Origin of the sequence: Protofrankia sp. Cj5, from assembly GCF_917627405.1 — a bacterium.
Lineage (GTDB): Bacteria > Actinomycetota > Actinomycetes > Frankiales > Frankiaceae > Protofrankia.
The window spans coordinates 38646-61753 of record NZ_CAKJTO010000008.1; the positions used below are offsets into that span (position 1 = coordinate 38646).

Sequence of the window (23108 nt, forward strand, 5' to 3'; positions counted from 1 at the left end):
GGCAGGTTGCCTCCGCATGCGCGTGGATCTTCCCACGGGCCGGGAGATCCGCCGCTATCTCGGCGCGACCGGGCTGGCAGGCGCGAGATCTACGGTGGCCGCGTCGTCGGTCCCGACGTCATCCTGCTCCGGAACGAGTTCGGCGAGGCGCTTGTTGATCTCCTCACTGTCGAACGGCACCGAGCCGGGCTCCGAGTCCTCCGGGTTCCAGTACTCGACCGGTGCGTCACCTTTCCCAGCCAAGCAGACGATGCGGAGCGGCCCGGCTTCGACGGCGTCCGCGGCCTCGTTAAAGTCGAAGCCCTCCAACGTTACGGTGTGCTTCCAGGATGCGCCGAAATCGTAGAGATAGTCCAGCCGGGAGCCCACCCGCGGCAGCACGCGGTAGAGCGAGGTGCTGTCCTCGTCCTCGGCTTCGTCGATGTCACCGAACCTCAGCCCGTTCTCGGCGGTGAAAGCGTGGAGATGGTCTCCGTCCCAGCCGAACAGGGCCTGGATGACCAGGTGCAGGTCGGCAAGGCTCGCGGCGGCCGGGATCCGCACCCTGCGCCATGCTCGTGGCCGCCAGCCGTCCAGCTCGACCTTCAGCCGGAGGGCACGGGGCCGCCCGCCGGCCTCGAGAACCGCGTGGATGGCCTCGCGCAGCTCGGGTTCGTCCGGGTGCCCGCCGCCGACGGCTCTGGCCAGGCCACCGACCATGGTGACCTCGTCGAGAACGGCCTGTGTGCCGTAGCGGTGCAGGATGGCGAGCAAGAACTCGGTGCGCAGCCAGCGGGTCTGCGTGGCGTCGGGTTCATCGCCCAGCCCGTGGGCGAAAAGGGCGTCGACCGCGTGCGGCGCGAGCGTCGGCAGGTCCCGGACAGCCATCATCGCGGGTAGCATCTCAGGCCCGTGACAGATGACAGCCTCCACCACGACCCCGCGGGCGGCAGGCCCCGCGTCGGCGGCTGCTCGCAGTAGCTCGGTGAGCAGCCCGATGCTGTCGCGCTCGCCTGTCCACTGAGCGAGCAGCATGTCGACCTGCTCGCTGCTGTCGGTCGCGACGAGGCGGGCGACGAGTTCGGCTGCCGGCAGCGAGGGCGTCACCTGAGACGCGCGCACGACCTCGTGAAGCCAACGGCCCAGCGGCGTGAGCGCGACGCGGTCGGCCCCGCTGTCCACTGCCGCGAACGACTCCAGCAGCCGCAGCACGCTGTCAAACCGCCCCATGCTGCCGCTGAACGAACCGAGTACGAGCGAGCTGGACATCCAGTCAAGGTCGTAGAGCCGGTCACGGAGTCGCTTGGCCACCTCGTCCTGACGCAGGCTCGGCTGTTCACTCAGGATCGACAGGAGCAGATGACAGGCAAGCAGCACCCCGGCCCGGTTCCGGTCGCGCGACTGGCTCCGGCAGACCTCCTCCAACGCCGTGGCCCAGGTGTTCAGCATGCTGGCATCGGTGTCGGTCCCGTCCGTGCCCGGAGAGACCGCGGTGTCCGTGCTTTCGGCGGGGGAATCCGCAGGGCAGGTGCCCACCGCGCGACCGCCGCCGATGACCAGCCAGCGGGCCGACTGCGCGGCCAGCCATGCAAGGTGTAACTCTGGGACGTCGGCCGCTGTGCGTACCTTTCCCGGAGCGGGCAGGCCCGCGCCGGCCGCGGCAGCCGCGACATCAACCGGTCGGAGCACCTCCTTCGCTGTCACGGGACGACCAGGGCCGACCCAGGCAGCGAGCCGCCGTGCGCGGGACAGCGCCTGACAACCGGCCGCGGCGCGGGCAAGCTCTGCGAGATCAGCGGGCGGGACTGTGACTGGAGAGGAAGAGATCACGGCCGTTAGCGTAGACAGCCTGGGCGACCGTGACGTCATCGAGTCGGGGGATGTCTGGTGTGCCCTCGGAGATCGGCTCACCCAGGTCCATCCCGCCCCCGAGCAGCGCCACCTGTGCCGTCAAACGATGTAGGTTTACATCATGGCGCACCGTACACAGATCACTCTGGCCGACGAGCAGTACGAGCGGCTGCGGGCCGAGTCCCGGCGCAGCGGGCTCGGCCTCGCCGAGCTTGTGCGCCGCGCGGTGGACCGGGTGTACGGTTCAAGCCGCCCGGAGGAAACGGTGCGCGCTCTGGACGCCAGCTTCGGGAGCTGGACGGGCCGCGTGGACGACGGGGCGAGCTACGTAGAAGGGCTGCGGCGCGGGATGGCACACCGCCTCGCCGACTGATGGCAATCGTCGTCGACACCTCGGTGCTCATCGATCATCTCCGTGGCGACCAGGGTGCGCGCGGCGCGCTGCGCCAGGCCGCGCAGGCGGGGGAACGCCTGGTCGCCTCAGTCCTGACGAAGGTCGAGATATTGGCGGGGATGCGGGCGGGCGAGGAACATGCGACGCACCGCCTGCTGGACAGTCTCGACATGGTCGGAGTCGATGACTCCATGGCCGAACGTGCCGGTATGCTCGCCAATCGCTACCTGCGTTCCCATCCCGGTGTCGACCCTGTCGATTACGTCATCGCCGCGACAGCACAGCACCTGGACGCCGATCTGTGGACCCGTAACCTGAAGCATTTCCCGATGTTTCCTGGGCTCGCGGCACCGTATTGAGTGCCAGACACCCGCCTCGGTGACAACGTCAGCCTCAGCCGGAGACAGCCAGCGAGAGTGTCGTTCCAAAGAGCCGACGGCTCGGGCCCCATGGCTGGACCGGAGAGGTCAGCGCCGCACGTCAGATCACGGCCAGCGTTTCTCACCGGCGGAGCCGCGGGCGACCAGCGTCGGTTCGAAAACGATGCTGACCGGCTCACCGGGGTGTTCAACGACGAGTTCGGCCGCCCGTCGGCCCATCTGGTACGAGGGCTGGGTGATCACGGTGATCCCGAGCGCGGTGGCCCAGGGAAAGTCATCCATGGTCAAGAACGCGATGTCGTCGGGAATGGCGAGGCCTCGAGCGGTCAACGCCGCGTGGACAGCGATGGTCAGGCGCCCGGTGGTGCAGGCGATCGCGTCCAACGGCCTTTTTCGATCATGTGCACGCGCGAGGAGCGTACCGACGGCGCGGTCGACCTCCTTCGCAGTCTCCGCTACGGTCACCGCGTCCTGGGGCAGGGGCAGATCGAAATCAGTGAAAGCCTGCCGCAGCCCCGCCGTGCGCTCGATCTGGGACGGGCGGCCCCCGGAGGTGACAACACCGACGGACGACCGCCCGCACTCGGCCAGATGCACGGCCATCAGACGACCGGCCCCGACGTTGTTCAGACTGATCGAGTGCATGCTCTGCGGTGGGTCCCGCACGATGCGCGCGACGATCACGCATGGCGTGCCGTTCTCGGCCATGTGACGGGTACGGCTGTCGGTCCCCTCGCCGGTCGTCACGATCAGGCCACGCACCCGGTGTTCGTCCATCATCCGGACCAGGGCGATCTCATGATCGATCTGACGAAACGTGTTGGCGAACATGACGAGGCTGTCGTTAGCGGCGGCCACGTCGTCGATGCCACGGATCAGGTCGAGGTAGAAGGGGCTGCTCAAGTCGCGGATGACAACTCCGATCGTGCTGGAGCGTCCGGCGAAAATACTCCTGGTGAGCGCGTTGGGGGTGTATTCGAGACGCGTGACCGCCTCCCGCACCCTGATGGCCGTCGCCTCGGTCACGGCCCCGCCGTTAAGCACCCGGGAGACCGTGGCCGTGGACACGCCGGCGTGCGCGGCGACGTCACCGATGGTGACCCGCTTCACCATGGTCGCTCCACGTCTCTCCAAGGTCCCGCCAAGGTCACGCCACGCGGTTCCGGCGCCGGCCCGGTCAGGGGGTGACACGCCGACCGTGCCGGACGACGATCTCGCCGCCGAGCATGACGGTACCCACCTTGTCGAGCTCCGCCGGATCTGTCACCACCAGGTCGGCGAGGGCGCCCGGGACAACGCGGCCACGCCGGGGCGCCAGCACCGGGACGCCCGCCCCACGGGCCTGCTCGGCCGCCTCGGCGAGCCCGCGCAGCGCGATGTCGAAGGCCGGCAGCACTATGGCCGAGACGATCTCGCGCGCGTCCTCGACCGACAGCCTGCCGGTCAGCCCCACGTCCGCAAGTGCCTGCTCGACAGCGTCCCGGTCAAATGCCGACGCCGCGATATGCCGGCCCAGTACCGCGATCTTCAGCCCGTTCGCCTGCCGAGGTGTGGACGATGTCGACGCCGCACTGTGGCTCCCCGCCCCGGCCGTCGACCAGGTCGCAGCTGTGCATGACAACTGTGCGCACCGTTGCTCCCCTACCTGCTCGCCGGGCGGAACCGCTCGAACCGGAAGGCGGCCAGGGCGTCGCCTCGGTCCTCCCCGAGCACCTCTGCCGCGACCAGGTCACCCGCGTGCACGCTCAGGGTCGCGCCGCTGTGCGAGACGGCGAAGTGGAAGTTGGGCAGCTCGACCGCCCGCCCCAGCACCGGTAAGCCGTCCCCGGGAATGGGACGTTCAGCGATCCGGACGCTTTCCACGGCCGCGGCCCGCGTCCCCGGGTACAGCGCACGGCTCGCCTCGAGTATGTCCTCGACCGCCGACCGGTCGGCACTGATCTCGCCGCTCTCGGACACCCGCACGGCACCGTCGATCGCGGGGGTGTGCAGCAGCAGCCCGCCGGCCCCGTCCGGACGCAGGTGGACGCGGGGTGCGTGGATGACATGGGATACCGAGACCGTGACCGGGGAGGTGTAGACAAGCACACCGCGGGTGTTGCGCATCGGCAGATCCAGACCGGCGAACCTGGCGATCATGCTGGCCTGCGGCCCCGCGCAGTTCACGACCGCGTCCGCGCAGAGCCGCCGCCCCGAGGCGAGCCGGACGCGACGCACCGTTCCGGCCGTGACCTCCAGGCCGATGACCGCATCGTTGGTCACCAGCTCAGCGCCCTGGGAGACCGCGCTGGAGAACAGGTGACCGATCAGGCCGGCCGGCTCAACCCATCCCTCGCGCGGGAAATGGACGATCTCGTCCGCCGGTAGTTCGGCCGGATCGATGTCCGGTTCGAGATCCAGTGCCTCGGCCCGGCTGAGCCAACGCGCCTCGTATCCGTAGCTGAGGACACCGGCGACTTTCCTCCGCAGCTTCTCGCGCTCGTCGTCGCCAGCTGCCCACTGTAGGTTACCGCCCTCGTGGTACCAGTCGCTGTGGGGCACCTCGGCCGCTAGTTTCTGGTGAGCCGCCATACCCGCGACGCCGAGATCATGATACAAGCGCGACTGCTTGCTGGAGGCGTTGGTCCACGAGAAGGTCGAACCGGAGGTACCGCCCGCTGGCACGCCGGCGTCCACAACGATGACGCGGGCACCCCGCCGCACCAGCGAGGCACTCACCGCCGCGCCATAGACGCCAGCACCGATGACGACCACGTTCTCAACCATGTTGGTCCTTCCTCCTCTGCTCTCTGCTGCTCTGTCTCTCTGCTGCTCTGTCTCTCTGCTGCTCTCTCGGAACTGGTGGTCGGGCGACCGACGGGCCCGTGCGCTCATTCCGGCGGCACCCGGACGGCGCCCCACCGGGGCGTCACGGCCGACGGGAAATGCTCGGCCGGCCTGGAGCAACCACAGCGGTACACATCTGCGGCGCATCCGCCGCTACCGGCGATGTAACTAGTTTCAGCAACTATTTGCAGTCTGACGTACGCAGCCAGCGCGGTCAACCCATCCAAAAAGCACCCGAACGCGACGCGGGACCGCCAGAGGATCTTCCGGTAATTGCCAACAACAGAGAAATAGGCGTTTCATCCGCTTATGTTCGACGGCATGTCGACCCCGTAGCCGCAAGCACCCCACCAACCATTTGATCCGCGGTCAGACCTGGATTTTCCGCCAGCCCCCGTGGGCGTCCTTCCTGTCGGCTGAGCTCGTACGCTCCATTCATCGTCGTCCGCCGGCTTGGCTGTCAGCCGGTCAGTCACAGCGCGCCGGCCGCGGAATCTTCTGGAATCACAGAGCGGATGTTTAGGCTAGGCTATAGTTGATCCATGTCGGCAGAACCACCTCATCAGTGGGCGATCAAGGTCGCACCCGAAGTACGGGAGTGGCTGCGTGCGTTGCGCCAGACAGATCCGGACGCCTATCGGTCGGTCAACGTGGTGATCGACATGCTCGCCGAGATCGGACCCGGGCTCGGGCGTCCGCTGGTCGACACACTGCGTGAGTCGACAGTCAAGAATCTCAAGGAGCTGCGTCCACGGTCGGGCCGTGATGTTGCGATACGGGTGATCTTTGTCTTCGACCCCTGGTCGCAGGCGGTACTGCTGGTCGCTGGCAACAAGGCTGGCGACTGGTCGCGATGGTACAGGACGGCGATCCCCGCGGCCGAGATCGCGTATGACAGATGGCTGGCCTCGGAGAGGAAGCGACGGGAGGGCTCATGACCGAGTTTCATGACTGGGACGACATTCGCGCCGAGCTGCACGACGGCGATGGGGATGCGCTAACCGCTGAGCGGGCGCGCACCGAGGCATGGGTTAGTGCATTCCATCTGGCCGAGGAGCGCAAGCGACTGGGGCTAACTCAGCGTCAGGTGGCCGACCTGATGGGCGTCTCCCCGGGCCGGGTGAGTCAGATCGAGAACGGTGATCTCGATGCCAACGAGGTCGCTACGCTAAGCCGGTATGCCCGAGCGCTGGGTGCTCGCATGCGGATCATCTTCGACTATGGAAACGATCTCCGCCAGATCGCCTGACCGGCCATTGCCCTTCACGAATTCTTGATTATTTTCTGAAGTGGTCCCTCTATCGTAGAGGGCGAGTTCTCCACCGTGGGATTTAAGCGCGCCACCAACACAGAGAATGAGATCATATAGACAGATCCTACTTGATGCGGAACCGTGCAGGAGATGAAGGTTTTGCGGCCCTTCGGCGTCGCCCCGCGGGGGAAACACCAAATGGAGCGGTCCCGGTTCCGTGGAGAGTGAATTTTTGGTCCGCTGTCTGCCCCATCGCCGAACAGGAAAGATCAAATAGCCTTGGCTGCGCTGGCTGAGGACAGCCTGGCTACGCGTGAGATCGCCCGGATGGTCCAGCTATGACAACCCGGCCACCCGGGCCAGCCGCCCAATGACAGTCTATGATCAGTAAAATAAGATTACGCAAGGTTCACATCAACCGGCGGCTTCTTCCGTGCCCGGAACCAACACTCCACGCTTTTCGTCGCGGATACCGGCCGCAGGCTGTCGGTGGGGCAAGCCAATTAACCACAAATCTACGACGCCGACGAGCGGATGCGGCTATGGAGCCGGAACCTGACCGAAAAGCTGGAGATTCTCTACGCCGAGCAGGCTCGGAGTATGGTGGCCGTCTTCGTCTACGCCGACTACGCCATCCGGAACTGGACCTACGCAGACCGGGTCGCCGCCGCTCTCGCTGACCTACCGCTCGCCGTTGGAGCGATCCCGGTAGGCGTAGAGCGCGTTCTCCCCGAACCGGAGAAGGTCCAGCTCCGGTGGAGTCCCGACGCCGAGCCGAGCGAGCACGTCGAACGCCGCCATGCGGGCGTCGGACTCTTTCCAGGCCACAACGTCCTACCAGGCGAGACGGGAGTAGCGCGAGGAACAGCAGGCGACGACCGGGAGGACCGCACCGGACCGCTCCCGGGCCAGGGTGCGCGAACAATCAGCCGGGCTCACCAGTGCAATCAGACCCACGGTCCCGTCCAGGGTTGAGGCTCTCCGTCACCACCACCCTAGGCCCGCAAGCCGTCACACGCATCCGGGACGGGACAATCCGGGCACAGGCAGAGCGCCACCTGCTGTCCGCGCCTCGGTCCGCGTCGGGAGATGGAACCCCGATCTCCGCAGGAGCGACGGAGAGCACATAACGGGTGCCGGCGGCCCCCTCCGGATTCACCGACACCCACCATCGAGCAACATCGACCGACGACGACAAGCATCGAAACCGTGGGGTAAACGCGGGGTTCGGCACCTTGGACGCCCGATCCAGTGGCGAGAAGTGTCTGTGCTGCAGGTGATCTTGGCGCGCCGCCAGGGACTTGAACCCCGAACCCGCAGGTTAAGAGTCACGTTTGTGATGTTTATGGAGGTTCGCCGGTGTTCATCAGCTTGAGTCGGCGGGCCTCCGTCGTTCGTTGTCGTCCGCCGACGTCCGCTCACGTTGCTGTCAGTGGTTGCTGTCGGACCCTCCACTGGAAGCCCGACCGTCGACTCCGTCAGATCAGCCCCACAAGAGCTTAACCTCTGAGTTAAGATGCTCCTGTGCAGAGCTGGGAAGTCCTCTTGGTAGAGGAGGTCGCCGAGTGGTTCGTCGACCTGACCAAGAACGACCCCACTCGGCCGACCTCGTCGAGGACGCCATCGACCGCCTGGCAACCGTCGGTCCAACCCTCGGCCGGCCGCTGGTCGACCGGATCAAGGGCGCACGTCACCACAACATGAAGGAGCTACGGCCAGGTTCGGCAGGCACGAGCGAGATCCGAATCCTGTTCGCCTTCGACCCGGTCCGCCGAGCGGTGCTGCTGGTAGCCGGGGATAAGTCGGGCAATTGGCAGCGCTGGTATGAGACCGCGATATCCGCAGCGGATGAACGCTATGACCTTCACCTTGCCGAGATCGAGAGGAGGGACTATCGATGACAACGATGCGATGGGACGACGTCAAACGCCAGGCCGAGCAGGCACGTGTCGCCGCCGGCTATCCGGTACGGACCGATGCCGACCGCGAGGCCGGGCAGCGCCGCCTCGATGACGAGATCCACGCCTACCGGCTGGCCGAGGTCCGACGCAGCCGTGCTCTGACTCAACGTGAGGTCGCCGAAACCATGGGTGTATCCGGCCCCCGCATCTCCGACGTGGAACGCGGAAAGCTGGACGTGGTGTCGGTGTCAGTCCTGCGCGCCTACGTCGAGGCGCTTGGCGGACGGTTGAAGGTCACGGCCGAGTTCGACGACTCGAGCTACATCGTCGCCTGACATCGACAGCCGTCACCGAACAAAGAGGCAGCCCGTAACAAACCGCAACGAAGCTGCCCGCTGCTCAGCAAGCATGTGGAGTGTGGGTGCGCCGCCAGGGACTTGAACCCCGAAGCCGCAGATCAAACGGATCGAAGCGCGTGCCGACCCTGTCCACGCTACAAGCTTGGAAAACCTGTGCCGCGGTTGTCGCTGACCTGCGCCAGAGTGCCCCCGCCCAGGTCAGCGGCCGCTGCTCCTCGCTAGCGCCGACCAGCGGGGTCGGCTGCTGACTGCTGCTACTGGCACCCGAATGACATACTCGGGATCTCGACCAGGATGACGGCCTTCCATGAACGTTCGCCCAGTCCCGGTCCGACCAAGCCTGCTATCTCAGCCGATCCTCGACCCGGCCTATGCGACCTTCACCGAGTGCGGGCCCACGCTGATGGTGACGTCGAGATGCCCGCCAAGTGCCGCGGCGTAGGCACGGAGGGTCTCCAGTTCCATGGCCTCGATGTCGCCGTTCTCGATCTGGGAGATCCGGGACTGGGATACGCCAAGGATCTGGGCGACCTCGGACTGTGTCCTGCCGATGGCCTGACGGAGCTCTTTGAGGTGGTGACCGGCGACGTACGCGTCGAGTTCGGCGCGGGCCCTGGCCTGCCGTTCGGGATCAGCCAGTTCAGGGTGACGACGGTGCGCTTCAGCCTTGACTTCATCCCAGCGTCTTCCAGTACTCACGGGCCTACCTCCTTGTCCTTTTTCGCCCGATAGTCGGCGTATCGGGCCTCGGCCAATGGGATGGCTTCCTCGTACCAGTGAGACCAGCGCCCGGTCTTGTCGCCTGCGACAAGAAAGATCGCCGCGCGGTCCGGGTCGAAAACGAAGAGCATCCGGATCTCCGACCGCCCCCGGGAACCAGGCCGCAGCTCCTTTAGGTTGCGAAGTTCGCTGTGCCCAATGGTGTCCACGAGCGGCCTGCCCAGCGTGGGTCCTACGGCGGCAAGCCTGTCGATTGCCTGCACGATCAACGCTGCTGTGTCCGTGTCGGATTCACAGAGTTTCAGGAACCAGGACTCGACCGGTTCGAGGAGGATGACGTCCCACGCCACGTTGCCAGCATAACCCCTGGCTCATGTCGTGATGCCAAAGTCGATCAAAGCACGCATACGGATTGCAACCCGGTCCGGTGCACGACCCTCACCAGACGTGCCGGCTCTGCGAGCAGTACGACGTGCCCTCGAACGACAGCCCGGGAGCCAGCACGGTGCTGCCTCGTCTCGCAGGAAGTCGAAGAGGTCCCGGCAGGTGACCACGGTGATTTCGGACGTCTGGGCCGTTCTCGGGGCCGCGGCAGCGCCGGCCAGTTGTCGAGCACTGGCAGACCCACAGCCGTCCGATCTCCGCGGAGACTCTCCGCGAGCGGCTCCACATCGGCGCTGCCACGGCGCGCGCCCTGGTCACCCGGCTCCGCGCAGAGGCGGTCGTGACCGGCCTGGCTACAGAGACTCTCGCCGAGGGGTCCGAGGTGGTCCGTCTCCCTGCCGGGTGCGGAGCCCGGCCGCTGCGCACGAGCCGTGTTACGGTTGCTGCAGTTGATTCACTTGGAGCAGATGGAGTCCTGCCGTGACCGAGCTGCTGCTGCGTGACGCCGAGGCTCTTCACCACGCGCTGGCGACGCCTGGCGAACAGGTGAGAGTCGCGCTCTCGCGCGAGACCGCCGAACTGGTCTCCCGGCTGATCGACGCCAGGGTGCGAGGCGAGGAGATCGTCATGGCCTCCCGCACCGCCGAGGTGACTCCCACCGAGGCTGCGGTGCTGCTGGGGATGTCACGTCCCCAGGTCCGCAAGCTCATGGACCGCGGCCTGCTGGAGTACCGCAAGGTCGGCACGCACCACCGCGTGCGCGTCTCGTCAATCCGGGCGTTCCTGGAAACCGAGCGTCCGCGGCGGCGCGAGGCACTCGCCGACCTGGCGGCCGTGCAGAACGACCTCGGCCTGACCGAATGAGCGCCGCCGCCGACGAGACCGACCTGATCCGGATCGTTCTCGCCGACGCGAACGTGCTCTACTCCCGTGTCCTGCGCGACTACCTCCTCTACGCCGCCGACCAAGAGATCATCGCCATCACCTGGAACGCCGCGATCCTCGATGAGACCACCGAACACCTCATGCTGAACGTGAACGGCTTTGACCGCGCGGCTGCCCGACGGCTGGTGACAGCGATGAACCGCGCGTTCCCGCTTGCCGAGGTCGAACCCTCCGAGGAGGACTTCCGGGCGCTGGCCGATGTGTGGCTGCCAGACGACGACGATCGCCACGTCCTCGCCGCAGCCGTCACCGCGGCCGCAACTGTCCTCTGCACCTGGAACATCAAGGACTTCCCGGCCGACGCCGCCGCCGCGGCCGGCGTCGAGGTGCTCACTCCCGACGAGCTGCTCGGCCGGCTCGTTGCCGAGTACGAGCCGCACATGCTTGCCGCGCACCGGACGGCGGTCGCGTCACTGACGGGCGCCACAGACACCTCGACGATCGCTGCGCTGCGCAGAGCCGGAGCCTCGACAACCGCCGATCTGATGGATCATCTGATTGGCCGTTGCTGAACCGTCCGGCGGAGACCTCCTGCTGGTCTCCGCCGGGTCGACATCACAGCCACCGGTATGAGCGGGCGACCGCGGGTACAGTCCACCTCCGGCGACCTCACGCTGACCGGGCCGCGCTCGGCAACCGTCGATGCCACCTCGGACAGCGGCGATACCGACACGCAGTTCAGCGCCGCCCCGCGACGCGTTGCCGTGCACACCACGCGAGGCGACATCAACCTTGTGGTCCCGGGTACGGCGACGCGCACGCCCGCCTCAGTGAATGGCTGGAGATCAAGCGTGGCGATGGGACGCGACCCGCGACGTTGCGAACCTACCGCTGGCTCGTCGACACGCATATCGTGCCGACCATCGGCCGAATCCAACTCGACAAACTCACTCCCCTCGACCGGACCCACGGCCACGTCCAGAGTTGAGGCTCTCCGTCACCACCACCCTAGGGCCGCAAGCCCTCACACGCATCCGGGACAGGACAATCCGGGCACCGGCAGAGCGCCACCCGCTGTCCGCGCCCCGGCCCGCGTCGGGCGGTGGAATCCCGATCTTCAGCGGAGCGACGGAGGTCACATAACGGGTGTCGGTGACTCCGTCCGGGTCCGCTGACGCGCGCCATCGAGGAACATCGACCGATGACGACAAGCGTCGAAACCGTGGGGTAAACGCGGGGTTCAGCGCCTCGGAGGCCCGATCAAGTGGCGAGAAGTGCCTGCGCCGCAGGCGATCTTGGTGCGCCGCCAGGGACTTGAACCCCGAACCCGCAGATTAAGAGTCTGCTGCTCTGCCAATTGAGCTAGCGGCGCGTGTCGCCTTGCGACGGAACCGAATGTATCAGGTCCGGAAGGGATCGAGGCCCGCAGGTGGTCTCAACCCTTCTCGCAGCCGGTGCCATCATGATCGCTGTCAAGCCTGAACGGGTCGGGTGCCAGCACCCGAAGCGGGCCGCGCACGTAGTTGGGGCCATCGCCCGAGCCGCCGGCACAGTCGTAGTCGCCGATCCCGTCCTGTAGACAGACATCCGGATACGCGGGGTCACAGTTGCGCGCCGGTGCGGCCGCCACGGTCGTCGCCGGCCGCGGTGCGGGCGCAGCCGCGGGAGGCTGGGCCGCAGCCTGGGCCGATGTTCGGGATACCGGATGTGTAGTCGGGGCCGTGGCGGCCTTCCCGGCTGCGGACGCGGCAGCGGACGTCGTCGCGACCGCTACGGCCGGTTGCGGAGCCGGCGGGATCTCGCCGGCCGTCGGTGTCACCGGCCCAGCTGCGACGGCCTCGCCGACAGGCAACCCGACAGTGGCCGACGGGCTCGTGGCCGGGGACGGAATCGATGACCCGGACGGGCTGACGGACGGGCTCCGCAAGCTCGACACCGCCAGCGACGTGACCGCGGCCGAATCGTAGTTGTTCCCGGCCGCCGCGAGTACGAGCAGGCACAGGAAACTCGCTCCGGTGATGAATCCGGCGGTACGGCGGTTGTGAACACGCACCCGGTGAAGATGTCCGCGCACCAGCCCGACAATTCCGGCAAGCATGATGACACAAACGATGAAAAAGCAAAACCTCAGCATGCATCCCCCATGGCCATGATGGGTGGACTTTAGCGCATGCCGCAGATGAGTTGTGACCGGCCCGGCCAGCCATGTCGCAGACCGGATGTCATCTCGCCGACGGCGCCAGGTTCGCGCTGCGGGCGACCTGGCGCCGTGTCCCGCCCGTGCCCCACGCTGAAGACGCTCAGGCTCACGCCGAAGATCGCGGCCGAAGATGTCTTCGCTACGCGTCTACGCGCCCGCGGCGGACTCCTCGGGCATGGGATCGCCGAAACGCCAGCCCGGCACGATGCCACGGTTGAAGAAACTGCGGAACTCACGCACGGACGGGCCGTCCGGTTTCACCCAGAGGGTCTTCTCGGGCATCCGCAGCCATTTCAGGACGTCCATGTCGGCATAGGCGTTCCGCCGGACAGTGAGCCACATTATACGGGCGAGCGCGTGGTTGAGCGGAGCGAACAGCGGCCCAGTGCCGATCTTACGCACCACGACCCGCCAGGTGAAAATCGTAAGGTCGTCCCGAATCGGCGTGCCGCCGAGGACCATTGTCAGCATCGGTCCGGAGCGATCGACCGTGGCGTCCTTCTGCGTCCGGTAGATGGCTGCGGCCGGGCCGATCATCTCGATGAACGCGAACGGTTTAAACCATCGCTGGACCTTGTTCCGGCTGGCGGCGTCAGCTGGCCGGAGCTGGTACTCGAGACGGTCCTCCTTGTTCACCATAACCGCGTACTCAAGGCGTCCGGTGCCCTTGTGCGCATTCGGGAAATGGTAGATATCGGCGACGTGCTCCGCGACTGGCAGGAGTTTTCCGTGCGCGATGTAGACCTGGCCCTTGAGGTTCAGGTACTTTTTGGAGTCGGCATAGGAGACCTCCGTGAAATCACCGGCGGGCGCCGGGCCGTACCAGAACCAGATGTTACCGGCGTGTTCGCGAACAGGGATCGACCGCTGGCCTGCCCGCGGGGGGATCTTCGAACGCTCCAGCCCGGGGATGACCTCGCAGCCCCCATCCGGCCCGAACTCCCAGGCGTGGTAGCCGCACTTGATCCGATTCTCGACGACAGTACCGCAGCGGGCAAGGTCAGCGCCCATGTGGCAGCACTGACTGTCGATCATGCCAACGTCGCCGTCCTTCCCCCGAAAGAGCGCGAACTGGTGAGACATGAACTCCACCGGGACGACCTGACCGGGAAGAAGGTCTTCGCTGAACCGGGCGAAATACCAGCCCAGCGGGTAGTCGGTCCGCTGCTCCTCGTTCGTGGACTGGTCCTTGAGGAGCCGTCTGTCATATTCCTTGAGTTGTCTCTGCCATTTCGACTTCGACACGGGTCCTCCGGGAGTCCTACTTCTTCAGGGCAAGTATGCGGGCCATGGCCGAGATATAACTGATGACACTGCCGGCTGGCCGGCCGCTCGGCGCGGCAACACATGATCGACGTTAGCACGCGAACCACACCAGATCTCACCAAGTCCACCGCGTGACCGAAAGAACAAGCAGAGCCCGCCAGTCAGGAAACACGGTAACGACAATGTTTCGGGCGGGCGCAGTCGGCTGAATCACGCTGTTACAAACGCCATACCGATGCGGTGAAGTGTTTCCCGTGGCGTAGGCTACCACTTTTCCACGGCGGCCGGACAGCCCTTCACCGCCCAGTCATTTCAACCGTTGGGCGGTGCGTGAATTTCCACTTTTTCTCGGTCCAGGAAACACTGCTGGTGGCTCAGCCTACATCCACCCAGTTCAAGGTGCGTTCAACCGCCTTGCGCCAGCCCGCGTAACCGCTTTCGCGCCGATCCGCCGACCACTCGGGTTCCCACCGGCGATCCTCGCGCCAGTGCGCGGCGAGTTCATCGGTGCCCTTCCAGAAGTTCACCGCAAGACCGGCCGCGTAGGCCGCGCCCAGGGCCGTCGTCTCCGCGATCACCGGCCGGCTGACCGGGATGCCGAGGATGTCCGCCTGCGTCTGCATGCACAGATCGTTGGCTGTCACACCGCCGTCGACCCGCAGGATGTCGAATGTGACCCCCGACTCCTTCCCCATCGCCTCGGCCAGGTCGCGGCTCGAGTAACAGATCGCCTCAAGCGTGGCGCGGGCCAGATGGGCGCTGGTGTGGAAGCGCGACAGGCCCACCAGCGCTCCACGCGCGTCCGACCGCCAGTACGGCGCGAACAGCCCGGAGAAGGCCGGGACGAAGTAGATGCCAGCGCTGTCGGGCACCTGCCGGGCGAGTTCCTCGCTCTGTGCCGCGCTGGCGATGATGCCCAGGTTGTCTCGCAGCCACTGCACCGCCGAGCCGGTGACCGCGATCGAGCCTTCCAGCGCGTACACCGGGTCCTGGTCACCGAACCGGTAACCGACCGTGGTGAGCAGGCCGTTGCCGGACCACACCGCCCGTGTCCCGGTGTTCAGTAGCAGAAAGTTGCCTGTGCCATAGGTGTTCTTGGCCTGCCCGGCGGCGAAGCACACCTGACCGACGGTCGCCGCGTGCTGGTCGCCGAGAGCACCGGTCAACGCCACCTCGCCGCCCAGCGGCCCGGCCCCGGTGGTCGTCCCGTAACCGGCCGGCTCGGATGACGACCGGATCGCCGGGAGCATGGCCCGCGGGATGTCGAAAAACGACAGCAGCTCGTCGTCCCAGTCGAGGGTCTGGAGGTTCATCAGCATGGTGCGGCTGGCGTTGGTCACATCGGTCACGTGCACCCCACCACGCGGGCCACCGGTGAGGTTCCACAGCAGCCAGCTGTCCATGGTGCCGAACACGGCATCGCCGCGCTCCGCGGCCCGGCGGACCCCTTCGACGTTGTCGAGGATCCACTGGATCTTGGCTGCGGAAAAATAGGTCGCGGGCGGCAGGCCAGCCTTACTCTGGATGATCTTCCCGCGGCCATCCCGGGTCAGCGCCGACGCGAGCCGGTCGGTCCGGGTGTCCTGCCAGACGATCGCGTTGTAATAGGGCCGGCCGGTGTGCGGATCCCACACCACCGTGGTCTCCCGCTGGTTGGTGACGCCGAGCGCCACCAGGTCGGATGCCCCCAGGTGAGCGCTGGCCATGGCCGACTGGATGACCACCGCGGTACGTTCCCAGATCTCGACGGGATTATGTTCGACCCAACCGGAGCACGGCAGAATCTGCTGGTGCTCCAGCTGGTGGCGCCCGGCCTCGTTGCCATCATGATCAAAAATCATGAAACGAGTACTGGTGGTGCCCTGATCGACCGCTCCGACGAAGTCGTTCATCGTCCGCTTCCTCCTGCCGGCCGGTGGCCGTTTCCCACGACATGAGGAAGAGAACCACGTGCCGACGGCCCGTGCAGCAAACGATCCGCCTGGCCGCGGTCCGTCCGCGAGCCTGCCGACTGACGGCCCTCAGCCGGTACTCACCTCCCGACCAGCGAAAAGCGACCCATCTTTTCACCTCGATTTGGGAAAATTCGCCAGGACACGGAGGCCCGTCCCGGCTATTTCCGAGCTGGCCCCGCGGGCGCCAGAGTGTAACAATTCGATGGCAGCGCCGACGGAGAATTCGGCCAGCGGTGAAAGAAATCACCTGGAAGCACGGACCAGCCGGCCGTCAAGGCCGTTCCCGAAGGTCAGCCGGGGTGGCCGGGATGATTCGCGCGACGTTGCCCGACTGACGGATCAACAGACGGCCAGCCGTACTACGTTTAGATCATCATGGAAGTGGAGACCGACAGCGGGAACGCCGGGCAACCGTACGGCGACGATTTCGTTACCCATCGGGTTGATCGGGCGAAAGACCTGATCATCACGCAAAGCCGCTTACGCGGTCTGCTGCGCGCGAGCCGGATGGTCGCCTCCGACCTGAGCCTGCCCGTTGTGCTCACCCGTATTGTCGAAGCAGCCTGTGATCTTGTCGACGCTCGCTACGGAGCGCTCGGCGTGATTGCCCGTGACCAGAACCTGGAGCAGTTCATCCATGTCGGCTTCGACGAGAGCATGGTTCGCCGAATTGGTGATCTTCCGCGCGGAAAGGGCATTCTCGGCCTGCTCATCCGGGAGCCCTACCCACTGCGGCTCGACGACATCACCGCCGATCACCGAGCGGACGGATTCCCTCCTGGGCATCCGCCCATGCACAGTTTCCTCGGCGTTCCGATCCGTATCGGCACCAAGGTCTTCGGCAATCTCTACCTGACGGACAAACAGAACGCGTCGCGCTTCACCGCCGAGGATGAGGAACTCGTCCAGGCGCTGGCGGCAAGCGCTGGCGTCGCCATTGAGAACGCGCGCCTTTTCGAGGAGTCCCAACGCCGGCAGCGGTGGTTGCAGGCGTCCGCCGACATCACCCGCCATCTCCTGGCCGAAGGCCCGAACCCACTGGGACTGATCGCGCGTAGGGCCCAGGAAGTCGCCGCGGCCGACTTCTCCGCCATCCTGCTCCCGCGGGCATCGCCCGAGGAACTCATCGTGGAGGTCGCGACCGGCAGATATCCTGACGGGCTGGTCGGCGCGATCGTTCCCGCGTCGGATCCGCTGGCCGGGCACAACGGCCCGCTGATGGTTATTCCACTGATCGCCTCGGAGGAGAGCGTCGGCGCGCTCGTCCTCGGCCGGCAGCACAACGGCCGGCTGTTCACCGATGCCGACATCGACATGGCCTCGGGGTTCGCCGGCCATATCGCGCTGGAACTCGAACTGGCCCAGGCCCGTGCCGACCGCGACCGCATAGCCGTTCTGGAGGAACGCGACCGGATCGCCCGTGACCTGCACGATCACGTCATCCAACGGATCTTCGCCACGGCGATCGGGCTACAGGGCATGGCCGCACGGGGCGAGGCAACCGACGACCAGTCCGAACGGCTGGCCTCCTATATCGAGGACCTGGACGAGACCATCAGCCAGATCCGGACAACGATCTTCCAGCTGCGCCGCCGCGGCCGGGACAACGCCCCGAGCCTGCGTGGACAGCTCCTTGATGTCGTCGACGATGCCACCGCGGCCCTCGGGTTCGCGCCGCACCTGCGGTTCGAGGGGCCGTTGGACTCCTCGGTCTGCGAGGGCGTCGGGGAGCACCTGGTAGCCGTACTGCGGGAGGCCCTGTCAAACGTCGCCCGGCATGCGCGAGCGACACAGGTGAACGTGACGGTCTGGTCCACCGACGGCGAGGTACGGATCGATGTGATCGACAACGGGCTGGGCGGAGTGGATCCGGATGGCCCTGGCAGCGGCGGCGGCAGCGGGCTGGCCAACATGCGCAGCCGGGCCGAAGAACTGGGGGGCAGGTTCCTCGTGTTCTCCCCCGCGTCCGCCGGTACCCGGCTGTCCTGGTCCGCCCTGACCCGCCCACCGGGTCGGCACGCCTGACCCGGTGGGCGGGGGCGGGGGCGGGGGCGGGGTCAGGCGACCGAGCGCAGGCCGGACATCCCGCCAGTGAGCCTGCCGGTGCCGCCCGCCAGTTCCACCACCGCGTCCAGCTCGTCGAAACCGCTGGTCCGGTGGGTGATGAGCAGGAGCGTCCGGCCGCGGGTCACGTCCAGGATCGTGCGCATCACCGCGGCCTCGGTCACCGGGTCGAGATGCGCGGTCGGTTCATCGAGGACGAGCACCCGCGGGTCGGCGAGCAGCGCGCGAGCGAGCAGAAGCCGCTGGCGCTGGCCGCCGGACATCCGCTCGCCGTCCGCTCCGACCCTGGTCGCGAGGCCGTCAGGCAGCCCCGCGACCCAGTCCGCGAGGCCCACCCGGGCGAGCACGCCGGTGAGCTCCGCGTCGACCGCCCCGGTATGGGCGATCAGAAGGTTCTCCCGCAGTGTCGCGTCGAACACGTGCGCGTCCTGCGTCATCCCGGTGACCCGTCGATACAGCTCATCGGTTCTGACGTCCCGGATGTCCACACCGCCGACGAGCACCCGGCCCGCCTGCGGATCACGGAAACGCAGCAGCAGGTCGACGACGCTGCTCTTGCCCACGCCGCTGGCCCCGACAAGCGCGACCCGGCCACCGGCCGGCAGGTACAGGTCGAACCCGTCGAGCACCAGCGGGCTGTCCGGGCCGTAACGCAGGTGGACACCGGTCATCCGGACGTCGAGCGGCCCGTCCGGCAGCGGGCGGGGCCGGACGGGTTCGCTGACCGGTGGCTCGCGGTCGAGGACGGCGAAGACCCGGCCGGCGGCGTGGCGGGCATCGGCGAGCGCCGCGAAGGCACTGGTAAGGCCCGCCAGCGGCTCGAAAGCCACGATCGTGGTGAGCACGATCACGGCGAGCATGACCGGCGACAGCGTCGCGCGGTGCACCGCGGCAAGCCCGACGACGCTGACCGCGGTCAGGGTGAGTCCAGCGGCAAGCGAACCGGTCGCGGCCCCCCACGCCGGTGACCCGCGCCATGACTCGACCAGCCGCTGTATCTCCTGGTCGCGACGGCGCAGGCGGGCCAGCCGGGAGCGGACCGCGCCGAACGCGACGAACTCGTCCAGCCCCTCGAGCAGCGACACGATCTCGGTGTCCCGGCGGGCCCGCGCCAACGCGGTGGCCGTGACCGTCCCGCGGGTGTACCGGGCGGTCACCGGCCCGGCGAGCAGCGCGGCCACGGCAAGCCCGACAGCGAGGACGGCACCCGCGGCCGGCAGCAGCACACCGACCCCGATCACCGCTCCGGCGCAGGCGAGCGCCGCCGACGCGGTCGGGCCCACACCCCGCAGCAACGACTCCCCGACCCCGTCGACATCCGCGGTGAAACGGCGCAGCAGGTCCCCGCGCCGATGGGTGCCAAGACCCGCGGGAGCCAGCGGGACCAGCCGCGTGAACACCTGCGCGCGCAGCCGTGCCAGCCCGCGCAGGGCCGCGTCATGGCTGGCGAGCCGCTCGACGTAGCGAAAGACCGGCCGGCCGAGCCCGAAGGCGCGCACGGCGACGACGGCGACCATCAGCGTGAGCACCGGTGGACGCTGGGCTGCCCGGACGATCAGCCAGGCGGACGTGGCGGTCAGGCCGATGCCGCATCCCAACGCGGCCGCCCCGGCGATGATGCCGAGCGCGAGCCGCCGCCACGCCGAGGCGAACAGCATGAATGCCCGCCGTGGCGAGGCGGGCGGCGGGCCCGGGAGCGGAACGGCTGGTGCCACCGCCACTGAACGATCGCGTAGCTGGATGGCCGCCGGCCGGCCCATGACCGCGCCGGGGGCCGCGGCTGGGAGCATGGCCGGGACCACGCCGGAGCCGGCGAGGCGCGTGCCGGAGCCGGCGAGGCGCGCGGCCCGCGGGCGGACCGGCGCGGGAGCCACCGTCCGGTCGTCGACCACCTGCCCCGCCGAAACCGTGACAACCCGGTCAGCGACTCCGGCGAGCATGTCGGAGTGTGCCACGAGCACCACCGTCGCGCGTCCCCGCAGCGCCGCGACGGCCATGGCCACGTGCTCCTCCGCCGCGGCGTCCAGGCTTTCGCCCGGCTCGTCGAGCAGCACCAAGGCCGCGTCGCGGATCAGCACGCGGGCCAGCGCCACCCGCCGCAGCTCGCCGGCTGACAGCTCCCCACCGTCCTCGCCCACAACGCGGTCCGCCGCTGGCGCCCCCGCGGCCGTCAGCGCCGCGGTGATCTCGGCGGCAGTGGCACCGGGCCGCCCCAGCCGGATCTCGTCAGCGACCGTGCCACCGCAGACGGCATGCGGGCGCTGCGGCAGCCAGGCGATCCGGGCCCGCCAGGCGGCCGGGTCGAGGTCCGCAAGGTCGGTCCCGTCCACCAGCACCCGGCCCCGCGCCGGGGCCAGTGCCCCGCGCAGCAGTGCCAGCAGCGTGCTCTTGCCCGCGCCGCTCGGCCCGACCAGCGCGACGATCTCACCGCGGCGAATGGTCAGGTCGACGCGCTCCGCATGGCGCAGCCGCACCCCGTCCAGCCGGAGCGTGTCGAACCGGACCGGCACGGGAAGCGGCCGCCGGCCGGCCACGCCGGTGCTGTTACCGGCACCGGTATCAGCACCGGTATGAACGGCGGCGCCGGCACCGGTGGGCGCGGCGTCGATCGCGTCGAGGGCCGTGCCAGCCGCGGTCAGGCCGGAAACGGTCGCATGATACTGCATCCCCACCTGCCGCAGCGGCAGGTAGACTTCCGGGGCGAGCAGCAGCGCGAGCAGCCCGGTACGCAGGTCCAGCGAACCCGACACCAACCGCAGGCCGACGGACACCGCGACCAGCGCCACCGACAGGGTCGCCAGCAGCTCCAGTACGAACGAGGACAGGAACGCCCAGCGCAGCGCCACCATGGTCTGTTCCCGGTAGGCATCGGTGATCCGGCGGATCACCTCCACCTGGGCTTTCGCCCGATTGAAGATCTTCAGCGTCGCCAGTCCCTCGACCACGTCGAGAAAATGCCCGGACAGCCGCCCGAGCACCGCCCACTGCTGGTCGGTTCTGCTCCGGGTGGCAAGCCCCACCAGGACCATGAAGGCCGGGACCAGCGGCAGGGCGACAGCGAGCATGACCGCGGAGGTGAGATCCGCACCGGCGATCCGGATCAGCACGAACGGCGGGACAACCACCACCATCACCAGGGCCGGTAGAAAGCGGGTGAGATAGGCCTCCATACCGTCGAGGCCGGCGCCCGCGATGACCGCGAGCGCCCCTGATCCGCCGTCCCGGTCCCGCTCGCCGCCGCGATGACCGCGGGCCGGCTGTTCGACGGCCGGCTGTTCGACGGCGAGCTGTTCGACGACCGCCCCGAGCATGGCGGCACGCAGCTCCGCTGACACCGCGGGGGCGGTCCGCTGCGCGGTCCGCTCAGACACCCAGAGCAGCACCGTCCGGGCGGCCACGACCGCGATGAGAGCCGCGGCCGCGGCTCTGGCACCGGCACCAAAACCAGAACTGGGACCGGCACCGCCGCCCCGGCCAGCCGGCGGTTCCTGGCCCGCGAGCACAAGATCAGCCAACACCGTCGCCTGGATCACCACCAGGACGGCCGAGGCGACCGCCAGTACCCCGAACCGCACCAGGTAGAGACGCAGCGCCGGTACGGTACGAAGCAACCGTGGATCAACCGGTCTCATGGGATCCAGCCAGATCCGCCAGATCCGCTCCGACCAGCCGCCGCCGGAAGATCCAGTACGACCACGCCTGGTAACCAAGGACTACCGGCGTGAACAGCACGGCCACCCATGTCATGACGGTGAGTGTGTAGTGCCCGGACGCCGCGGCGTTGATGGTCAGGCTGTTGTCGGGCATGCCGCGGGCCGGCAGGACATCCGGGTAGAGCGCGGCGAACCAGCTCGCCACCAGCAGGGCCATCGCACCGGCGGTACCGGCGAACGCAAGGCCGTCCCGTTCGCCGAACCAGGCCAGGACGGCGAAACCCAGCGCGAGCAGAGCCGCGGCCCCGACCGCCGCCCCGGCGATGCCGCCCCGGACGGCGACCGTCCAGACAACAAAGGCGGCGAAGGCGACCAACGTCGGTGCGGCCAGGCTCCGGGTGACGTTACGGGCGCGGCTGCGTACCGCGCCACGGGTCTTGAGCGTCAGGAACACCGCGCCGTGCAGAACGCACAGCAACAACATCGTCACCCCGCCAAGCAGGGCGTAGGGGTTCAGCAGGGCGAGAAAGCCACCCGTCACGTCATGTTCCGGGGTCATCTCCAGACCGCGCACCATGTTGGCGAAAGCGACCCCGAACAGCAGCGCCGGCAGCGCTCCCCCGATCACGATCCCCCGGTCGCACCAGGCCCGCCCCGCCGCGCTGCTGGCCTTGCCGCGGTACTCCAGCGAAACCCCCCGGATGATCAACGAGAACAGGACGAGGAACAGCGCAAGGTACATGCCGCTGAACAGGCTCGCGTACCACTCCGGGAACGCCGCGAACATCGCCCCGCCCGCGGTGAGCAGCCAGACCTCGTTGGCGTCCCACACCGGGCCGATGGTGCCGAGCACCGCTCGCCGGTCGGTCTCGTCATTTCCGCCGATCACCGGCAGCAACGCGGCCACACCGAAGTCGAAGCCCTCCAGCACGAAGAAGCCGACCCACAGAACGGCTACCAGTACGAACCAGAACTCCTCAAGCATCGCCCTACTCCTAGCCAGCCCACGGGCACGCGATCATCGCTGTGGTCACGCGCC

Annotated in this window: 22 protein-coding genes, 1 tRNA gene and 2 pseudogenes; 12 read left to right on the forward strand and 13 right to left on the reverse strand. The window is 67.8% G+C overall.

The features are described 5' to 3' along the window. Positions 1 to 54 precede the first annotated feature (54 nt). On the reverse strand, positions 55 to 1683 hold the full coding sequence (locus MJ777_RS03675) for a plasmid pRiA4b ORF-3 family protein (RefSeq protein WP_239373148.1): 1629 nt from the start codon (positions 1681 to 1683) through the stop codon (positions 55 to 57). An 88-nt stretch (positions 1684 to 1771) separates the two neighbouring features. Beyond that, on the reverse strand, positions 1772 to 1933 hold the full coding sequence (locus MJ777_RS03680) for a hypothetical protein (RefSeq protein WP_239310857.1): 162 nt from the start codon (positions 1931 to 1933) through the stop codon (positions 1772 to 1774). Between the two features lie 18 nt (positions 1934 to 1951). On the opposite strand from MJ777_RS03680, the gene MJ777_RS03685 reads away from it, so the two are divergent. Both MJ777_RS03685 and MJ777_RS03690 read left to right on the forward strand, forming a co-directional pair. Then, positions 1952 to 2203, forward strand: a complete 252-nt coding sequence (locus tag MJ777_RS03685; RefSeq protein ID WP_239310858.1) for a ribbon-helix-helix protein, CopG family — start codon at positions 1952 to 1954, stop codon at positions 2201 to 2203. Then, a complete protein-coding gene (locus MJ777_RS03690; RefSeq protein ID WP_239373150.1) occupies positions 2203 to 2583 on the forward strand; it encodes a type II toxin-antitoxin system VapC family toxin in 381 nt (126 codons plus the stop codon). The genes MJ777_RS03685 and MJ777_RS03690 overlap by 1 nt, the downstream gene beginning before the upstream one ends. A gap of 126 nt (positions 2584 to 2709) precedes the next feature. Here MJ777_RS03690 and MJ777_RS03695 read toward each other — a convergent pair whose 3' ends face one another. The 3 genes from MJ777_RS03695 to MJ777_RS03705 form a co-directional block, all read right to left on the reverse strand. Beyond that, positions 2710 to 3717, reverse strand: coding sequence for a LacI family DNA-binding transcriptional regulator (locus tag MJ777_RS03695; protein ID WP_239373152.1), 1008 nt, complete (start codon positions 3715 to 3717; stop codon positions 2710 to 2712). Positions 3718 to 3781: 64 nt separating this feature from the next. Then, positions 3782 to 4225 (reverse strand): hypothetical protein, encoded by a 444-nt coding sequence (locus MJ777_RS03700; RefSeq protein WP_239373154.1) that lies wholly within the window; start codon positions 4223 to 4225, stop codon positions 3782 to 3784. Between the two features lie 20 nt (positions 4226 to 4245). Beyond that, positions 4246 to 5370, reverse strand: coding sequence for an FAD-binding oxidoreductase (locus MJ777_RS03705; RefSeq protein ID WP_239310861.1), 1125 nt, complete (start codon positions 5368 to 5370; stop codon positions 4246 to 4248). Positions 5371 to 5972: 602 nt separating this feature from the next. On the opposite strand from MJ777_RS03705, the gene MJ777_RS03710 reads away from it, so the two are divergent. From MJ777_RS03710 to MJ777_RS03730, 5 genes and pseudogenes are all read left to right on the forward strand, one after another. Beyond that, positions 5973 to 6368: a type II toxin-antitoxin system RelE/ParE family toxin gene (locus MJ777_RS03710; protein WP_239373156.1), complete on the forward strand. Its 396-nt coding sequence runs from the start codon at positions 5973 to 5975 to the stop codon at positions 6366 to 6368. Beyond that, positions 6365 to 6679: a transcriptional regulator gene (locus tag MJ777_RS03715; RefSeq protein WP_239310862.1), complete on the forward strand. Its 315-nt coding sequence runs from the start codon at positions 6365 to 6367 to the stop codon at positions 6677 to 6679. The genes MJ777_RS03710 and MJ777_RS03715 overlap by 4 nt, the downstream gene beginning before the upstream one ends. Positions 6680 to 7216: 537 nt before the next feature. Then, on the forward strand, positions 7217 to 7657 hold the full coding sequence (locus tag MJ777_RS03720) for a hypothetical protein (RefSeq protein ID WP_239373158.1): 441 nt from the start codon (positions 7217 to 7219) through the stop codon (positions 7655 to 7657). Between the two features lie 549 nt (positions 7658 to 8206). Then, a pseudogene (locus MJ777_RS03725) lies at positions 8207 to 8583 on the forward strand (type II toxin-antitoxin system RelE/ParE family toxin). Next, complete coding sequence (locus MJ777_RS03730; protein ID WP_239336476.1) at positions 8580 to 8918, forward strand: XRE family transcriptional regulator; 339 nt, start codon at positions 8580 to 8582, stop codon at positions 8916 to 8918. Before MJ777_RS03725 ends, MJ777_RS03730 begins: the two are co-directional and overlap by 4 nt. A 393-nt stretch (positions 8919 to 9311) precedes the next feature. Here the strand turns inward: MJ777_RS03730 and MJ777_RS03735 are convergent, their stop codons facing one another. Both MJ777_RS03735 and MJ777_RS03740 read right to left on the reverse strand, forming a co-directional pair. Then, positions 9312 to 9641 carry a helix-turn-helix transcriptional regulator gene (locus MJ777_RS03735; protein WP_239336473.1) on the reverse strand — a complete coding sequence of 110 codons (330 nt, stop codon included), beginning with the start codon at positions 9639 to 9641 and terminating at the stop codon, positions 9312 to 9314. Next, a complete protein-coding gene (locus tag MJ777_RS03740) occupies positions 9638 to 10012 on the reverse strand; it encodes a type II toxin-antitoxin system RelE/ParE family toxin (RefSeq protein WP_239373167.1) in 375 nt (124 codons plus the stop codon). Before MJ777_RS03740 ends, MJ777_RS03735 begins: the two co-directional genes overlap by 4 nt. A 514-nt stretch (positions 10013 to 10526) precedes the next feature. Here MJ777_RS03740 and MJ777_RS03750 point away from each other — a divergent pair. From MJ777_RS03750 to MJ777_RS22990, 4 genes and pseudogenes are all read left to right on the forward strand, one after another. Next, the gene (locus MJ777_RS03750) at positions 10527 to 10910 is read left to right on the forward strand and encodes a helix-turn-helix domain-containing protein (RefSeq protein ID WP_239313984.1); all 384 of its coding nucleotides are present in this window, start codon (positions 10527 to 10529) and stop codon (positions 10908 to 10910) included. Continuing rightward, positions 10907 to 11503: a PIN domain-containing protein gene (locus MJ777_RS03755; RefSeq protein WP_239346091.1), complete on the forward strand. Its 597-nt coding sequence runs from the start codon at positions 10907 to 10909 to the stop codon at positions 11501 to 11503. The genes MJ777_RS03750 and MJ777_RS03755 overlap by 4 nt, the downstream gene beginning before the upstream one ends. Positions 11504 to 11560: 57 nt before the next feature. Further along, a pseudogene (locus tag MJ777_RS22985) lies at positions 11561 to 11728 on the forward strand (DUF4097 family beta strand repeat-containing protein); the annotation flags it as partial. Between the two features lie 41 nt (positions 11729 to 11769). Further along, positions 11770 to 11919: a hypothetical protein gene (locus MJ777_RS22990; RefSeq protein ID WP_370652634.1), complete on the forward strand. Its 150-nt coding sequence runs from the start codon at positions 11770 to 11772 to the stop codon at positions 11917 to 11919. 308 nt (positions 11920 to 12227) lie between these two features. On the opposite strand, the gene MJ777_RS03765 is transcribed toward MJ777_RS22990, so the two are convergent. The 4 genes from MJ777_RS03765 to glpK all read right to left on the reverse strand — a co-directional run bounded on the left by MJ777_RS03765 (position 12228) and on the right by glpK (position 16289). Next, a tRNA-Lys gene (locus MJ777_RS03765) sits at positions 12228 to 12303 on the reverse strand. A 63-nt stretch (positions 12304 to 12366) separates the two neighbouring features. Continuing rightward, positions 12367 to 13065 carry a hypothetical protein gene (locus tag MJ777_RS03770; protein WP_239373178.1) on the reverse strand — a complete coding sequence of 233 codons (699 nt, stop codon included), beginning with the start codon at positions 13063 to 13065 and terminating at the stop codon, positions 12367 to 12369. A gap of 213 nt (positions 13066 to 13278) precedes the next feature. Then, a complete protein-coding gene (locus MJ777_RS03775) occupies positions 13279 to 14376 on the reverse strand; it encodes a Rieske 2Fe-2S domain-containing protein (RefSeq protein WP_239373190.1) in 1098 nt (365 codons plus the stop codon). 395 nt (positions 14377 to 14771) lie between these two features. Further along, entirely contained in the window at positions 14772 to 16289 is a 1518-nt protein-coding gene (glpK, locus tag MJ777_RS03780) for a glycerol kinase GlpK (protein ID WP_239307924.1), read from the reverse strand. A gap of 438 nt (positions 16290 to 16727) precedes the next feature. Here glpK and MJ777_RS03785 point away from each other — a divergent pair, with 438 nt between their 5' ends. Beyond that, positions 16728 to 18377 (forward strand): GAF domain-containing protein, encoded by a 1650-nt coding sequence (locus MJ777_RS03785; protein ID WP_239373192.1) that lies wholly within the window; start codon positions 16728 to 16730, stop codon positions 18375 to 18377. Positions 18378 to 18409: 32 nt separating this feature from the next. Here MJ777_RS03785 and cydD read toward each other — a convergent pair whose 3' ends face one another. Together cydD and cydB are read right to left on the reverse strand one after the other, a co-directional pair. Next, entirely contained in the window at positions 18410 to 22048 is a 3639-nt protein-coding gene (cydD, locus tag MJ777_RS03790; RefSeq protein ID WP_239373194.1) for a thiol reductant ABC exporter subunit CydD, read from the reverse strand. Beyond that, entirely contained in the window at positions 22035 to 23054 is a 1020-nt protein-coding gene (cydB, locus tag MJ777_RS03795) for a cytochrome d ubiquinol oxidase subunit II (protein ID WP_239346082.1), read from the reverse strand. The genes cydD and cydB overlap by 14 nt, the downstream gene beginning before the upstream one ends. Positions 23055 to 23108 lie beyond the last annotated feature (54 nt).